Here is a 14,562-nt window from a genome sequence, read left to right as displayed (position 1 = left end):
TATGAAAAAAGAGGATATTATTGAATTATTAAGGGAATTTGACAAATCGTCTCTCACAGTCCTCGATTTAAAAGATGAAGGCTTTGAATTGAGTCTTAAAAAGAAGACCAAGATTGTAAAGCTTGGCGATTCAGCGGTTGAAAACATAGTATATGATTTTAAGCCTGAAGAAAGTGAAAGTGTACAAAGTGAAAATTTCTATGTAGAAGCGCCTTTAGTCGCTTCTTTTTATAGAGCACCTTCACCGGAAAGTGATCCTTTCATAGAGATTGGAGATTATGTACAAAAAGGTCAAGTACTTTTCATACTCGAGGCAATGAAGATGATAAATGAAATCAAATCTCCGGTCTCCGGAAGAGTTGTAAATATATTTCCGAAAAATGGAGAATTGGTTCAATTTGGAGACAGAGTTGTAGAAATAGAGGCTGAAGATGTTTAAGAAAGTATTGATAGCAAACCGGGGAGAGATAGCTTTAAGAGTTATCAGAGCTTGCAAGGAGCTGGGGATAGAAACTGTAACCGTTCATTCCACAGAGGATAAGGACCAGTTACATGTAAAACTGTCCGATTATTCTTATTGTATAGGACCTGCCAGAGCAAGTGACTCATATTTAAATATACCTTCAATTGTAACCGTAGCTGCAGAGACGGGCTGTGATGCTCTTCATCCCGGCTACGGATTTTTATCTGAAAATCCTGAATTCGTAAAGGTGCTCGAAGATTTAGATATAAAATTCATCGGTCCTTCCGCTCAAACCATTATGGACATGGGAGATAAAGCTAAGGCCAGAGAGATGATGATTGCAAATGGAGTACCTGTAGTACCGGGCTCTGATTCAGAAGTGGATACGATTGAAGAAGCAAAAAAAATCGCTAGAGAGATAGGATATCCAATACTTGTAAAAGCGTCAAGAGGTGGCGGTGGGAAAGGTATGAGGAGAATCTACAGCGAAGAGGAATTGGAAGAAGGATATCTGTCAGCCAAACAAGAGGCAGCAGCATCTTTCGGTTCGGATGGAGTGTATATAGAAAAACTCGTAATGGATCCTAAGCATATAGAATTTCAAATTTTAAGGGATAATTTTGGAAATACCATTCATCTTGGGGAGAGACATTGCTCCATACAGAGGAGAAATCAAAAACTTATTGAAGAATCTCCGGCAAAGGGCATGACCGAGGAACTTAGAGCAGAAATGGGTGGAAGCTGCAATCAAAGCAGCAATAGCTTCTAATTATCAAAATGCCGGAACTGTGGAATTCATTTTAGACAGAGAGGGTAATTATTATTTTATTGAGATGAATACGAGGCTGCAAGTAGAACATCCCGTAACCGAGATGATTGCAGGAGTTGACCTGGTGAAAGAGCAGCTTAGAATTGCAGCAGGTTTAAAACTTGGATTTAGACAGGAAGATATCAAACTGGATGGATATGCTATAGAAGTAAGGGTAAATAGTGAAGATCCCGTTCAAAATTTCATGCCTTCTACCGGGACCATAGAGTTTTTCTTTGGGCCGGGTGGATTCAATACCAGATTTGACACCTATTTATTTAATGGAGTTACAATTTCGCCTTATTATGACTCAATGCTCGGTAAGATTATCGTAAAAGGTGCAACCAGGCTCGAAGCGATAAGAAAGATGAGAAGAGCTATAGAAGAGACGATTATCTATGGTATAAATACGAATTTAGCATATCAATACAGTATTCTTCATGTAGGCGAGTTTATACGAGGTGATTATGATACGGGATTCATTCCTAAGTATCATGATGAAATTATAGAATGGATAAACCAAATAGAGGAAACTGATGAGAGATAGATTTCACGATAGAAAAAAACTTATAGAAATAATAAAAAAGAATAGAGATAAACTTAAATGGGAAAACAGGAAAGAGCTTCCGAGTGATTACTTTATTAAGTGTTCATCATGCAAGGATATTTTAATTGCAGGAATGGTGGAAGATAATCTGCACCTTTGTCCAAAATGCGGTTTCCATTTGAGAATGCCTCTTAAAAAGCGGCTTGATTATTTGTTTGACGACTATGAATTAAAACAGGATAAGGTCGAATATAAAAATAGAATAGACTATCCCGGTTACTTAGAGAAACTTGAACAACTCAAAGAGTCTACCGGGACAGATGAAGCAGTAAAATGGGGTGTGGGCATGATCGGAGACGATAAAGTTTGTTTCTTCGCACTGGACCCTGTATTTCTTATGGGTTCAATGGGCTCTTATGTAGGCGAACAGGTAACCAAAGCATTTGAATACGCTACTGAAAATAAACTGCCCATACTTGGGATTTCTGCTAGTGGCGGAGCAAGGATGCAAGAGGGGATCTTTTCTCTTATGCAAATGGCAAAGACCATGGGAGCAATTAAGAGATTTTACGATAAAAAACTTTTTTACCTTTCACTACTCACACATCCGACGACAGGAGGAGTAAGTGCCAGTTTTGCATTAATGGGTGATATCAATATTGCAGAACCGGGTGCGCTTATAGGATTTGCGGGACCAAGAGTTATAAAAGAGACCATAGGTGAAGAGTTGCCGGTTGGATTTCAAACTTCCGAATTCGTTTGTGAATCGGGTTTTATAGATATGGTAGTAAGCAGGAGAGATCTTCGAAAGACTATTGAAAAATTAATGGAGATGCATCAACAAAAAGTGGGGTGTGGTATATGATAACGCCTTGGGAAAGAGTACAAAAAGCCAGAGATGTTGGTAGAGCAAAGCCAATGGACTTTGTTAACTACTTATTTGAGGACATAATAATCTTAAGTGGTGACCGACAATTTGCAGATGATGCATCCATATATGGAGGAATCGCAAAGTTTGAGGATATGCCAATTACTTTTATTGCCGGTGGGAAAGCCCACACTTTTGAAGACAGTATAAAAGCCAACTTCGGAATGACTAATCCTGAAGGGTATAGAAAAGCTATGAGACTTATGAAACAGGCTGAGAAGTTTAATCGTCCCATAATCACCTTTGTCGATACTCCCGGAGCTTATCCCGGGATTGGTGCTGAAGAACGAGGGCAAGGAGAGGCCATCGCAAGGCTAATTATGGAGATGCAAGCGGTAAAAGTACCCACCATCTGTATAGTTACAGGTGAAGGAGGTTCGGGCGGCGCACTTGCCATTTCGATGGGCGATCGCATCTATATGCTTGAAAACGCAGTTTATTCAATATTATCACCCGAAGGTTTTTCTTCGATACTATGGAAAGATAAATCTCAAGTAGAAAGAGCGAGTGATTTAATGAAGTTAACCTCGTTTGATTTAAAAGAATTTGGGATAATCGATGAAATAATTGAAGAAAATGAAGATTTCAATAGTGGAAATTATGCACCGGTTTTCGATAGAATTAAAGAACTACTATCCACCTCAATCCGAGAATTATGCAGTGAAGATGGAAGTGAATTAGTAGATAAAAGAATAAACAGATTTAGAAATATAGGGAGGTAATAATGGGTTTAAAGATTATTTCTACCGGGAGTTACCTTCCGCAGAAAATAGTTAAAAATACAGATTTAGAAAAAATTATGGATACGAGCGACGAGTGGATTCAAAAGAGAACCGGCATCGCCGAAAGAAGGTATGTGGAAAATGAGGATACTTCGGATTTAGCATATCATGCTGCTGCTGAAGCCTTAAAGGATATAGTCGATACCGGCAATATCAAAGCCATAATAACGGCCAGCTTTACTCCGGATATAGTTATGCCCAATATGTCTTCCTTAATCCATAATAGATTGGGTTTAGCTGAAGAGGTTTTTTCACTCGATATAAATATGGCCTGTTCAGGTTTTTGCGGTGCTTTAAGAGTTGCAGAAGGTATTTTAAAGCATGGAGAACTGGGACTTGTAATAAGTTCAGAAGTAATATCCAAGCATTTAAATATGGAAGACAGATCTACTGCCGTATTATTTGGAGATGGAGCAGGTGCTGTAGTTGTCGAGAAAACGGATGATGATCAGTATTTTGACTTTGGGGTTGTCGAAGGTTACGAAAGTTTGATGATGCATGCTAAAAATACCGGCAATCATCCTGACTATGTGACGATGAACGGTAAGGAAGTATTCAGATTTGCTGTCAGATCGGTTCCATTGACTATAAACCGTTTACTTGAAAATTATAAGATAGATATAGATGATATTGATCATATAGTTCTGCATCAAGCGAATAAGAGGATTATAGAGCATGTGTCCAAGGTGTTAAAACTCGATATAGACAGATTCTACATGAATCTTTCGAAGTATGCAAATACCAGTGCTGCGACCATACCGATAGCACTTGATGAGATGAATAGAGAAGGTATTTTAAAGCAAGGTGATAAAATACTTTTCGTTGGTTTTGGAGCAGGACTTAGTTACTGTTCAACCTTGATAACATGGTAGGTGGAAAATGAAATTACAAGAAATGCTGGGGATTAAATACCCCTTTATACAAGGCGGAATGGCCAATATTGCAACGGGAGAATTTGCTGCAGCGGTATCTGAAGCTGGAGGTTTGGGTCTAATAGGTTCAGGTGGAATGTCTGTTGCTGAACTTGAAGAAAATATAGACAAAGCAAAATCACTTACAGATAAACCCTTCGGAGTCAATCTAATGCTACTGCATCCCGATGTGGATGAGATGGCAGAACTTATGATAAAGAAGAATATCCCGATAGTGACGACGGGAGCGGGAAATCCTGCTAAATATATTAAGGACTGGAAAGCATCCGGAATGATTGTAATACCGGTAATTCCAAATCCCACCCTTGGAGTCAGGATGGAAAGGCTGGGTGTTGATGCCGTTATAGCTGAAGGGATGGAAGCCGGAGGTCATATTGGGCATATGACGACCTTGACTCTTCTACCTCAAACTGTAAAGAGATTAAAAATACCCGTAATTGCAGCAGGAGGGATTGCATCGGGGATTCAAATGCTGGCTTGTGAAATAATGGGGGCTATTGGCTTCCAGATAGGCACTGCTTTTCTAGCAACTAAAGAATGTCCGATACACCAAGCTTATAAGGATAAAGTCATTAAAGCTACTGATACAAATGTTACAATTATAGGAATGAATATTGGAATACCTATAAGACTTTTAAGAAATGAAATGAGTAGGGAATATACTGAAAAAGAATGCCTGGGCTGGGATAAGTTTCAGCTGGAGAAGTTTACACTTGGAGCACTGCGTAGAGCAGTACGCGAAGGGGATGTATCGACAGGTTCACTGATGGCGGGACTTACTGTAGCACAGCTCGATAGAGAAAAAACAGTTGCCGAACTTATGAAAGATCTCTATGATGATTATCTAATTGAAAAGGAAAAGTTTACAAATGGATATTAAAATTAAGGACAGGACACTTGAACTACCAATAATCCAGGGCGGAATGGGAGTAGGAGTATCTCTTGGTAGACTGGCAGGTACTGTAGCTTCATTCGGAGCAATGGGCACGATATCAATGGTGGATATAGGTTTTAAAGAAGAAGACTTTTGGAAGAAGCCACTTGAAGCAAATATCAGAGCATATAGAAAAGAACTTGCAAAAGCCAAAGAGATCTCAAAAGGTAAGGGACTAATTGCCGTAAATATGATGTCTGTAGCTACAGATTACGATGCATTGATAGAAGAAATTATGGACAGTGAAGCAGATGCGGTGATAGTAGGTGCTGGTCTACCGCTTAAATTGCCTGAAAAAAACATCAATGGAAAACTGCTTGCGCCAATAGTATCCGGTAAAAGAGCTTTGGATCTCATATGCAGAACCTGGCTTAGAAGATTTGAAACTCTTCCGGACTTTGTCATCTTGGAAGGAAGAGGAGCAGGTGGTCATCTTGGATTTTCACTTCAAGAGCTCGACGATCCGGTTCACAATTTAGAAGACTTAACTGTTGAAGTTGTGGAATATCTAAAGGAATACGAAGTCAGTCATGGAGTTAAGATACCACTATTTGTTGCAGGATCTGTAATGGATAATGAGGATTTAAATCTATATCGCTCACTCGGTGCTACCGGTCTACAGATCGGTACCAGATTTTTAACTACTACCGAAGCCGATGCTCATGAAAATATGAAGCAGTTGATAGTGGACTCATCCTCCGAGGATCTGGTAATAATTAAATCACCTGTCGGCATATACGGAAGAGCTATAAATAATAAGCTCATAAAGGATCTAGAGGACGGAAGAATTGCACCTTCCAGGTGTATAAATTGCCTCAAACCATGTAATCCGAAGACTACTGATTTTTGCATAAGTGAAAAATTAATTCAAACTGCAAACGGAGATGTCGGAAACGGACTGGTTTTTTGCGGTAGCAGGGTCGACGAGATAAAATCAATAATTTCAGTTAAAGAAGTTTTGGAAAATGTAATGGGAGGAAATCTATGAAACTGGGAATACTTTTTTCAGGACAGGGCAGTCAAAGACCCAATATGGGATACGACTTATATAAAGGCAGTGAGAGTGTAAGGAAATTTTACGATTCACTAAAACTCGATTTTGATATAAGAGATATATCTTTTGGAGCCGATGAAAATACACTTAAACAGACAATTTACACTCAACCGGTATTGGTAGCTTTTCATATTGCAGTATTAGAACTCCTTAAAGAAATGGGAGTAAAGTACGACTATATTGCAGGACTTAGCCTCGGTGAATTTTCAGGGCTGACTGCAGCCGGTGTATTGAGCCCTCCTGAAGTTATGGAAATCATAGAAAACAGAGCTAAATATATGTCAGACTGTTGTAGTGCTCAGCCATCTACACTGATTGCACTGCTTGGACTGGATGAAGGTGAGATTTCGGAGCATATATTAGAGCTAAGAAATAGAGAAATCTTCATTGAAATCGCCAATCTAAACTGTCCAAAACAAGTTGTCGTAGGGATAAAAAAGGAGAATATCAACGAAGTTATGGACTATTTTTCAGGTGTAGGAAAGCTTAGAATAGTACCTCTTGAAGTCGAGGGAGCTTTTCATACCTCGATAATGGACGATGCTGCAGAAAAATTAGTTCGGAAATTGTCTGAATACGAATTTAAAGAAGAGAAAACTCCGATAGTATTTAATAGAACGGGAGGCTTTAGAAATAATGAATCATTTGTAAAGCTACTTTCCGAACAAGCTAATCATACCACCTATTTTGAAAAATCACTTAGGAAAATGATGGATATGGGAGTAAATACTTTCTTTGAGATAGGATACAATGATATTTTTAAAGGATTTATTAAGCGTATAGATAGAAGTATTAAAGTCATAGCTCTAAATACTATGGAATCAATTGAAAGACTAGATAAGGAGTTTATTATATGAAAGAAATGAAAACTGCTATAATCACCGGTGCAGCTAAAGGCATTGGTAGAAGCATAGCACTGAAACTGGCTGATGCCGGTTTTGCATTGGTTTTAAATGATATGAAATGGGATGCGGAATCCGAAAGTGTATTTAGTGACCGTAACTGTGACTATGTACTGTCTTCTGGTGATGTATCTTCATCGGAATATGTAAAATCTCTAATGGACACTGCAATGGAAAAATACGGCTCAATAGATGTGGTTGTAAACAATGCCGGTATTACAAGAGATGGATTGATAATAAAAATGAGCGAAGAAGACTTCGATAAAGTTATAGAAGTAAACCTTAAGGGAGTTTTCAACGTCATGAAGGCAAGCGCCCGAATAATGATGAAACAAAGAATCGGAAGGATAATAAATATTTCTTCCATAGTGGGCTTAAGAGGTAATGCAGGTCAAATCAATTATGCTGCTGCAAAGGGCGGGGTAATAGCAATGACTAAATCATTAGCCAAAGAACTTGCCTCCAGATCTGTGCTTGTAAATGCGATTGCTCCCGGATTTATTAAGACCGATATGACTGATGTACTTCCTGAAAATGTAGTTGAATCACTGCTTACGCAGATACCGCTAGGCAAACTTGGAGAAGTTGAAGATGTCGCAAATCTGGCATTATTCTTGGCTTCAGAGGAATCGGGCTATATAACCGGTCAAATAATCAGCGTTGATGGGGGTATGAATATATAATGAAAAGAAGAGTAGTAGTAACGGGAATGGGAGCTGTTAGTCCCATCGGTTCGGAATTGGATGAGATATTACAAAATCTTAAAAAGGGTTACTGCTCAGTAGATGAAATCACTCATTATGACACTACTGGCAGAGAAGTTAAACTTGCCTGCGAGGTAAGGGATTTTCCATTCAAAGAATATATAGGTGTAAAAGAACTAAAGAGAATGGACAGGGTAACTGCTTTTGCCATAGTTGCCGGTAAAAAAGCTTATGCTGACAGCGGACTGAGTGCTGAAGATATCCAGAACAATGATAGAGTCACTGTTCACTTATCCAGTGGAATTGGGGGACTGGAGACCATAGAAAAAGAAATGATCAGGGGATTGGATAGGGGATTCGATAGAATTTCTCCATTTTTTACTCCGATGGCAATCTCCAATATGAGCAGTGCACAGTTATCCATAGCTCTTGGAATAAATGGTGCATCTTTCTGCCCGGTAACTGCCTGTGCAGGCGGAACCAATGCTCTAGGCGATGCATTCAGAAGTATTAGAGACGGATATGCAGATATTTCTTTTGCGGGAGGAACAGAAGCCAGTATAACAGCTCTTGGAGTAGGTGGATTTACTGCGATGAAGGCACTATCAAATTCAACTGATAAGAACAGGGCTTCCATACCATTCGACCTGGATAGAAACGGATTTGTCATGGGAGAAGGATCGGCAGTTATGGTACTTGAAGAACTCGATCATGCTTTAAAAAGAGGAGCCAAGATATATGCTGAAGTCGTAGGAGTAGGATATACGAGTGATGCAAGCCATATCACTGCACCGAATGAAGAAGGCACATGGGCCGCAAAAGCCATGACAAATGCCATCGAGGATGCGGGCATCACATATGACAGTATAGATTATATAAATGCACACGGGACCTCAACACCACTTAATGATATCTGTGAAACTAGAGCAATAAAGCTGGCCTTTAAGGACCATGCTGAGAAGATTAAAATATCTTCAACCAAGTCCATGACAGGACATCTACTTGGAGCGGCAGGAGCCATAGAGGGATTGATAACGGTATTGGCACTTCAAAATGCTTTCATTCCACCAACGGTTAATCATCAAAAAGACGATCCAGAATGCGACCTGGATATAGTTGTTAACAGTGCAGTTGATATGAGTATTAAATATGCTGTAAGCAATTCACTGGGATTTGGCGGTCATAATATATCTATTATTATGAAGAAATGGGAGGAATAATGAAACTGGATATCAATCAAATCAAAGAAATCATCCCTCATAGACATCCGTTTTTATTAGTAGATGTAGTTGAGGATTATTCACCGGGCGAGTTTGCCATTGGGAAGAAGGCGGTTTCTTATGTGGAGCCATACTTTGCCGGTCATTATCCCGATATGCCGGTCATGCCCGGTGTGTTAATAATTGAGGCCCTTGCACAGGTTGGTGCAATTGCAATCTTGACATTGGACGAGCTCAAGGGAAAAACACCCCTTTTTGCCGGAATAAATAAGGCGAGATTTAAAAGACAAGTCGTGCCGGGAGATACTCTGGTACTGAATACGGAAATTATTAAAAGACGAGGCAGTATTGGAGTAGGTAATGGAGTCGCCACCGTTGATGGCGAGATTGCATGTGAATGTGAATTGATGTTCTATATTGCAGACTAAGGGAAGATGTAATATGATTATTGTATATATAACGTGCTATATACAACAATCATTTAGGGGGCAATTATGCTAGAAGAATTATTTGAAGAAGTATATGAGAAATTTAAACTAAATTTTTATCGAAGTATCTTCAGTGGCTTTGAATATAGAGATGCATCTCTAAGTGCACTTGAAACATTTTGTGTAGAGGTAATCTATGCCTTGGAGAGACCTACCATAAATGAGTTAGCCTTATTCTTAAATATTTCACAACCTAATGCTGCGTATAAAGTAGCTAGTTTAGTAAAAAAAGGATATGTTGTAAAAGTTCAGTCGGATGCAGATAAAAGGGAATACTATCTTGAATTGACCGATAGATTTTACGATTATCTAAAAATAAAAAATGAATATGTAGATCAAGTTATTTCAAGATTCAAAGAGAGATTTAATGAAGAGGATATAGAAAAGCTGGAATACTTTTTAAAAGTAATCAGTGATGAACTGATGCCTGAAGTAACTTCTTTTATAAGAGAAAGACGTCATGAAGAAGAGGTTTAAAACATACTATTTTGATTCGTTGGAATCGACCAATGATACTGCAAAAGAGTTAGTGAATAAAACTGATAGAGAGTTTGTCATCAGCACCTATAATCAAATTAAAGGGAAGGGAAAGGGAGATAGAGTTTGGCACACTGCAGCAGGGAGCGGGCTTGCAATAAGCTTTTTGGTAAAAAATCCCAATCTTAAGATTATTTCCGCGTATACATCCATCGCTGCCATAGCAGTTACAAAACTTTTACAGGGGTATGGAATAGAATCCCGAATAAAATGGCCAAATGATATCCTGATATCCGGGAAAAAGATTTGTGGGATACTCTGTGAATCCTCTATTTTATCCGGAGCTCCTTCCCATGTAGTAGTGGGCATAGGATTAAATGTAAACCAAAACCCAACGGACTTCCCTGAAGAGATAAAAGATATATCTACTTCAATGTCCATTGTCTTAAATAAGCAAATAGATTTAAAAGAGGTTGAACAGTCGCTTGTAGAGATTTTTACTGAAGTTTTAGAGAACTTTGAAACCGATCCCAATTATTATTATGATGAATTGTTACAAAAGAGCATCATCATAGGCAAAAGATGTAGAGTTTTAGAAAACGGATTGTGTTCTACAGTTCTCATTCATTCAGTTGAAATCGACAACAGTTTGATTATAGTAGATGATAAAGGTATGAGGCGAATCTATAGTGCCGATATTTTAGAAATTATTTAACATTGAAAACGATGTATTAAAGCTCAGATGATTTTTCATTATGAGCTTTTTTGTTTTTTTATAGTAAATTTTAGTTGACAAAAGTATATGTTATAGTGTATTATTGTACTAACTAGCGATGCATAATGCATTACGCAAATTTATTTTTTTATCTTCTATGTAAACGTTATCAGATTTATTGAACTTTTAATGACAGGGTCATTTTAAGAATAAAAAATTGGAGGCGAAAATGGACAATACTAAAAAGTTTAAATCCAAATGGGGATTTATTCTAACAGCAGTTGGATCGGCTGTAGGTATGGCAAACGTTTGGGGTTTTCCATACAAGCTGACAACAGAGGGTGGAGGAGCGTTCTTAATAGCTTATCTATTCTTTATCATCGTTTTTGGTTATATTGGACTATCAGCAGAATATGCGATAGGACGTAGAGCAAACACAGGTACACTCGGTGCATATGAGTATGCATGGAAGAGTAGGGGAATGGAAGGTGCAGGTAAAATCGTAGGATGGTTACCGCTAGCAGGATCAATGTGTATAGCAATCGGTTATGCTTGTATCATATCCTATGTACTTAAAGCACTGTTCCAAGCGATAACAGGAAGTTTGATGACCGTTAATCCGGGGCCATGGTTTGAAAGTTTTGCACTTGTAAATTATTCTGTTATTCCATACCACATAATCATAGTCGTTGTAACATTACTTACTTGTATCACAGGTGCTGATTCTATTGAAAAAGCTAATAAATTTATGATGCCGCTATTCTTCGTATTATTTATTATTTTAGCTATAAGAGTTGCATTCCTTCCTAATGCTATTAATGGTTATGCATTTATGTTTAAACCTGATTGGGCAGAGATAATGAAACCTCAGACTTTAGTATCGGCAATGGGGCAGGCATTCTTCTCACTTTCTATTACCGGTTCCGGTATGATTGTGTGTGGTGCTTATCTTTCTAAGAAGGAAGATATAATCGATGGCGCCAAGAAGACTGCTATATTTGATACAATTGCCGCTATGGTAGCTGCATTTGTAATGGTACCTGCATTATTCTCCTATGGTCTAGACCAAGCAAGAGGACCTGGACTGTTATTTGTTACACTTCCAACCATTCTACAAGATATGCCTGGTGGAAGAATATTTGCGATAATTCTGTTTACAGCAGTAGTATTCGGTGGTGTTTCATCACTACAAAATATGTTTGAGGTTGTTGCCGAATCACTTATGCATAAGATACCTAAACTGACAAGAAAAGTTACACTGGTTATTCTTGGTGTTATAACATTTGGTATTGGGGTTAATATGGAAGCCATAGTAAAATGGGGTCCTTGGATGGATATAGTTTCTATCTATATAATTCCACTGGGAGCTACACTTGGTGCGATTTCATGGTTCTGGATTCTTAAGAAGGATGAACTAATGGATGAAATCAATACCTCATCTTCCAAAATATATGGTGATGTTTGGTATAATTTAGGTAGATACTTCTATACACCGCTTGCAATAATATTATGTATTGTAGCATTAGCATTTAAGGTGGCTTTCTAAATTTAAAATGCAGCTCTTTTCTTCAGGAAGAGAGCTGTTTTAATTTAAACAAAAATCACTTCACTAAGTTATTGCATTAATTCGTTCGGTATGATACGATTAATTCAATGAAAAGGAGGAGAGTATATGAAGAAATTATCATTACCTGTTCAGATTTTAATTGCACTTGTTCTTGGAGTTATCGTAGGACTTATGCTTAGAGGAAATCCCGATATAGCAGTTAACTACATAAAGCCATTTGGAACACTGTTCTTAAATCTGATCAAATTAATCATTGTACCACTTGTATTCTCATCATTGATTACAGGTGTCGGAAACCTTAATGATGTTAAACAACTAGGTAGACTTGGAGGAAAGACACTGGCATTTTACTTAATAACTACAGCCTTTGCAGTAAGCCTTGGACTAATAATGGCCAATGTTTTCAATGTCGGAGGAGGTTATGTACTGCCAACAGAAGAATTAGTAGTGGAAGTTAAAGAAGCACCAAGTGTTGTAGAAACACTACTTGGAATTATACCGGCTAATCCACTTAAAGCTATCGTAGAAGGAAATATGCTCCAAATCATAGCATTTGCAATAATACTTGGATCAGGAATCCTCGTATTGGGTGAGAAGGGCAAAATACTGTTTCAAGTATTTGATTCATTGGCTGAAACCATGTATGTTATCACAGGTGCAATAATGAGACTTGCTCCTATAGGTGTATTCGCATTAATCGTACCGGTAATTGCTGAACATGGAGCTGGAATTCTACAGTCCTTATTGAGACTGATTATCATAGCGTATGTTGCAAGTTTCATACACGCAGGAGTTATCTATTCCGCATCGGTACAGTTCTTAGGGGGAATGAGTCCGATAAAATTCTTCAAAGGAATAAGCCCGGCATCGATACTTGCATTCACGACATCAAGCAGTTCAGGAACCCTTCCTGTTACCATGAAATGTTGTGAAGATAATCTTGGAGTATCCAAGCCTGTAGCGAGTTTCGTACTACCTCTTGGAGCTACTATTAATATGGACGGAACTGCAATCTATCAGGGAGTAAGTGCATTGTTTATAGCTCAAGTATTCGGAATTGACCTAAGCATAGGACAACAACTCGGAATCGTACTTACGGCGACACTGGCTTCTATTGGAACGGCGGGAGTTCCCGGTGCCGGTATGATAATGCTGACTCTAGTACTTCAAAGTACAGGATTGCCATTAGAAGGGATAGCACTTATTGCCGGAGTTGATAGAATCCTTGACATGATAAGAACTTCTGTAAACGTAACCGGTGATGCTGCTTGTGCAGTAGTAGTAGCAAAATCTGAAGGAGAACTTAGCGAGGTTAATTAAACAGATGAAGCTAGGGATACTAGGAGGAATGGGGCCATATGCCACGGTATGCTTTTATGAAAGAATCGTAAAGAAGACCCCGGCTAACTCCGATCAAGAACATATAGATACCATAATACTAAGTCATGCTTCCATGCCAGACAGGACATCGGTAATCTTAAATGGTGACAGTGAGGAATTATTTGAAGCTGTGAAAAGAGATTTAAGACTATTTGAAGCTGCAGGATGCAGCTATATAGCAATACCATGTAATACTTTTCATTACTTCTATGACGATGTAGCCAATATGACAAATATAGAAGTCTTAAATATGGTTGAAACTGCCGTAGAAAAAGCTGAATCTAAATTCGGATTTGGATCGAAGATTGCAGTACTAGGCACAAATGGTACTATAAAGTCAGGAGTATATAAGGAGCAGTTTAAGAAGTCAGGCTTGGAGTACTATGAACTGGATGAGAAGAGACAAGAAAGAGTAATGGAAGTTATCTATCAGGTTAAATCGACAAATATAGTCGTTCAACCTGTCATAGATGAATTGATTGAAGAGATGATAAGAACTAAAGAAGCTGACGGTATTATCTTAGCTTGTACTGAGCTTTCATCTATAGAGTATAGTACAAAGTATATCGATAAAACAGTGGATGCCATGGATGAGTTGGTCGATTTGTCGATAAGAAAATGTCTAAATAAATAATGAAAAAAGGTGAGCGAAATGCTCACC

The 14,562-nt window shown here is 38.3% G+C and carries 17 protein-coding genes; all 17 read left to right on the top strand.

Features of this window, described 5'->3' with window-relative positions; translation table 11 throughout:
- The first annotated feature begins 1 nt into the window (after nucleotide 1).
- The 17 genes from VZL98_09915 (at nucleotide 2) to VZL98_09835 (ending at nucleotide 14,535) form a co-directional block, all read left to right on the top strand.
- Nucleotides 2-439, top strand: a complete 438-nt coding sequence (locus VZL98_09915; GenBank protein WVH63004.1) for a biotin/lipoyl-containing protein — start codon at nucleotides 2-4, stop codon at nucleotides 437-439.
- Nucleotides 432-1,232 carry a biotin carboxylase N-terminal domain-containing protein gene (locus VZL98_09910; GenBank protein ID WVH63003.1) on the top strand — a complete coding sequence of 267 codons (801 nt, stop codon included), beginning with the start codon at nucleotides 432-434 and terminating at the stop codon, nucleotides 1,230-1,232. Before VZL98_09915 ends, VZL98_09910 begins: the two co-directional genes overlap by 8 nt.
- The gene (locus VZL98_09905; protein ID WVH63002.1) at nucleotides 1,198-1,818 is read left to right on the top strand and encodes a hypothetical protein; all 621 of its coding nucleotides are present in this window, start codon (nucleotides 1,198-1,200) and stop codon (nucleotides 1,816-1,818) included. The genes VZL98_09910 and VZL98_09905 overlap by 35 nt, the downstream gene beginning before the upstream one ends.
- Nucleotides 1,808-2,683 (top strand): acetyl-CoA carboxylase, carboxyltransferase subunit beta, encoded by an 876-nt coding sequence (accD, locus tag VZL98_09900; GenBank protein ID WVH63001.1) that lies wholly within the window; start codon nucleotides 1,808-1,810, stop codon nucleotides 2,681-2,683. The genes VZL98_09905 and accD overlap by 11 nt, the downstream gene beginning before the upstream one ends.
- Complete coding sequence (gene accA, locus VZL98_09895; GenBank protein WVH63000.1) at nucleotides 2,680-3,468, top strand: acetyl-CoA carboxylase carboxyl transferase subunit alpha; 789 nt, start codon at nucleotides 2,680-2,682, stop codon at nucleotides 3,466-3,468. Before accD ends, accA begins: the two co-directional genes overlap by 4 nt.
- 2 nt (nucleotides 3,469-3,470) lie before the next feature.
- A complete protein-coding gene (locus VZL98_09890) occupies nucleotides 3,471-4,400 on the top strand; it encodes a beta-ketoacyl-ACP synthase 3 (protein WVH62999.1) in 930 nt (309 codons plus the stop codon).
- A gap of 7 nt (nucleotides 4,401-4,407) precedes the next feature.
- Nucleotides 4,408-5,340 (top strand): nitronate monooxygenase, encoded by a 933-nt coding sequence (locus tag VZL98_09885; protein ID WVH62998.1) that lies wholly within the window; start codon nucleotides 4,408-4,410, stop codon nucleotides 5,338-5,340.
- The gene (locus VZL98_09880; protein ID WVH62997.1) at nucleotides 5,330-6,382 is read left to right on the top strand and encodes a nitronate monooxygenase family protein; all 1,053 of its coding nucleotides are present in this window, start codon (nucleotides 5,330-5,332) and stop codon (nucleotides 6,380-6,382) included. Before VZL98_09885 ends, VZL98_09880 begins: the two co-directional genes overlap by 11 nt.
- Nucleotides 6,379-7,305, top strand: a complete 927-nt coding sequence (locus tag VZL98_09875) for an ACP S-malonyltransferase (GenBank protein WVH62996.1) — start codon at nucleotides 6,379-6,381, stop codon at nucleotides 7,303-7,305. The genes VZL98_09880 and VZL98_09875 overlap by 4 nt, the downstream gene beginning before the upstream one ends.
- Nucleotides 7,302-8,033 (top strand): 3-oxoacyl-[acyl-carrier-protein] reductase, encoded by a 732-nt coding sequence (gene fabG / locus VZL98_09870; protein WVH62995.1) that lies wholly within the window; start codon nucleotides 7,302-7,304, stop codon nucleotides 8,031-8,033. The genes VZL98_09875 and fabG overlap by 4 nt, the downstream gene beginning before the upstream one ends.
- Nucleotides 8,033-9,274 (top strand): beta-ketoacyl-ACP synthase II, encoded by a 1,242-nt coding sequence (gene fabF, locus VZL98_09865; protein ID WVH62994.1) that lies wholly within the window; start codon nucleotides 8,033-8,035, stop codon nucleotides 9,272-9,274. Before fabG ends, fabF begins: the two co-directional genes overlap by 1 nt.
- Nucleotides 9,274-9,702 carry a 3-hydroxyacyl-ACP dehydratase FabZ gene (gene fabZ / locus VZL98_09860; protein ID WVH62993.1) on the top strand — a complete coding sequence of 143 codons (429 nt, stop codon included), beginning with the start codon at nucleotides 9,274-9,276 and terminating at the stop codon, nucleotides 9,700-9,702. Before fabF ends, fabZ begins: the two co-directional genes overlap by 1 nt.
- Before the next feature lie 66 nt (nucleotides 9,703-9,768).
- A complete protein-coding gene (locus VZL98_09855; GenBank protein ID WVH62992.1) occupies nucleotides 9,769-10,239 on the top strand; it encodes a winged helix DNA-binding protein in 471 nt (156 codons plus the stop codon).
- The gene (locus VZL98_09850; protein ID WVH62991.1) at nucleotides 10,223-10,954 is read left to right on the top strand and encodes a biotin--[acetyl-CoA-carboxylase] ligase; all 732 of its coding nucleotides are present in this window, start codon (nucleotides 10,223-10,225) and stop codon (nucleotides 10,952-10,954) included. The genes VZL98_09855 and VZL98_09850 overlap by 17 nt, the downstream gene beginning before the upstream one ends.
- A 229-nt stretch (nucleotides 10,955-11,183) precedes the next feature.
- Nucleotides 11,184-12,500 (top strand): sodium-dependent transporter, encoded by a 1,317-nt coding sequence (locus VZL98_09845; GenBank protein WVH62990.1) that lies wholly within the window; start codon nucleotides 11,184-11,186, stop codon nucleotides 12,498-12,500.
- Nucleotides 12,501-12,626: 126 nt separating this feature from the next.
- Nucleotides 12,627-13,841 carry a dicarboxylate/amino acid:cation symporter gene (locus tag VZL98_09840; protein WVH62989.1) on the top strand — a complete coding sequence of 405 codons (1,215 nt, stop codon included), beginning with the start codon at nucleotides 12,627-12,629 and terminating at the stop codon, nucleotides 13,839-13,841.
- 4 nt (nucleotides 13,842-13,845) lie between these two features.
- On the top strand, nucleotides 13,846-14,535 hold the full coding sequence (locus tag VZL98_09835; GenBank protein WVH62988.1) for an amino acid racemase: 690 nt from the start codon (nucleotides 13,846-13,848) through the stop codon (nucleotides 14,533-14,535).
- Nucleotides 14,536-14,562: the final 27 nt, after the last annotated feature.

Source organism: Peptoniphilaceae bacterium AMB_02, from assembly GCA_036321625.1.
Classification (GTDB): Bacteria; Bacillota; Clostridia; order Tissierellales; family Peptoniphilaceae; genus Microaceticoccus; species Microaceticoccus formicicus.
The sequence above is the reverse complement of the archived record's forward strand: the minus strand, read 5'-3'. Positions and strand labels throughout refer to the sequence as shown.